This window comes from Actinoplanes subglobosus, assembly GCF_042650585.1.
Taxonomy (GTDB): Bacteria; Actinomycetota; Actinomycetes; order Mycobacteriales; family Micromonosporaceae; genus Actinoplanes; species Actinoplanes subglobosus.
Genome location: NZ_JBHSBL010000009.1, coordinates 1 through 1,311, shown reverse-complemented (window position 1 = coordinate 1,311; position 1,311 = coordinate 1). Strand labels below are relative to the sequence as shown.

The window sequence follows — 1,311 nt, the reverse complement described above, 5'->3', positions numbered from 1 at the left end:
CCAGCGCGGTCGCGGTCAGCGAGTGCCCGCCGAGAGCGAAGAAGTCGTCCGTCGCGCCGACCACCGGCAGGGCCAGGACCTCGGCGAACAGGCCACAGAGGATCTCCTCGGCCGGCGTGCGCGGCGCGGTCGAGCCGGCGATGCCGGCCAGGTCCGGTTCGGGCAGGGCGCGCCGGTCCAGCTTTCCGGCGACGGTCATCGGCAGCGCGTCGAGGACGACGACGGCGGCGGGGACGAGGTGGTCCGGGAGCCGTTCGGCGGCCCAAACCCTGAGATCAAGAGCGTTTCCGGTGATGTACGCGATGAGGTGTCCCCCGTGTGGCACGACGGCGGCCTGCCGTACCCCCGGATGCTCTTGAAGTGCCGCCGCGACCTCGCCGGGCTCGATCCGGAACCCGCGGATCTTGACCTGGTCGTCGGCGCGCCCGACGAACTCGAGGGTTCCGGCGTCGGTCCAGCGGGCCACGTCGCCGGTGCGGTACATCCGCTCGCCCGCCCGGAACGGGTCGGCGACGAACCGGCCCGCGGTCAGGGACGGCCGGTTCAGGTAGCCGCGGCCCAGCTGCCCGCCGGACAGGTACAGCTCGCCGGCGACGCCGGGCAGGACCGGCCGCAGCCAGCTGTCCAGGACGTACGCGCTGGTGTTACCGATCGGGCGGCCCACCGACGGGGTCTCCGAGTCGGCGACCCAGGCCATCAGGGTGTCCACGGTGCATTCGGTCGGGCCGTACAGGTTGACGCCGGTCACGCCGTCGGCGTCGCGCAGCGCCTGCCAGATCCGCGGGTCGGCGGCCTCCCCGCCGAGCGCCACGATCGCCGGCCGGTGCTCGCCGTCCAGGAGTCCCGCGTCGGCGAGCGGCCCGGCCAGCGACGGGGTGACGTCGAGGAAATCGATCCGGTGCCGCCGCACGTAGTCGACGAACAGGTCCGGGTCGCGGCGGGTGTCGTCGTCGAGCAGGTGCAGTTCGTGCCCCGCGATCAGCCAGAGCACGCCCTCCCACGACGTGTCGAACACCAGGGCCGCCGACAGCGCCGCCCGCCGCCGGTCCTTCGAGATCAGCCGTTCCCGGTGATGGTGGAAGAAGTTGACCAGGCTGCCGTGTTCGACCACGACCCCCTTGGGCCGCCCGGTAGACCCCGACGTGTAGATCAGATAAGCCCCCTGCCCCCCGCCCAACGCTGGACCAGCACCCCGGATACCGCCCGGCTCACCCCGGCCAGCGGCCAGTGCGGTATCAGCACCCGCGATACCGCGCTGGGCGCTGGCCAGGAACTCGGGCGTCACCACCACCACCGGCGACGCGTCAGCCA

General features: G+C 72.9%; 1 protein-coding gene. It reads right to left on the bottom strand.

Going from position 1 to position 1,311, the window contains the following annotated elements; all coding sequences use genetic code 11:
• Positions 1–1,311, bottom strand: a 1,311-nt coding sequence (locus ACFO0C_RS10370) for a non-ribosomal peptide synthetase (protein ID WP_378066370.1), incomplete at both ends; no start/stop codon positions are given.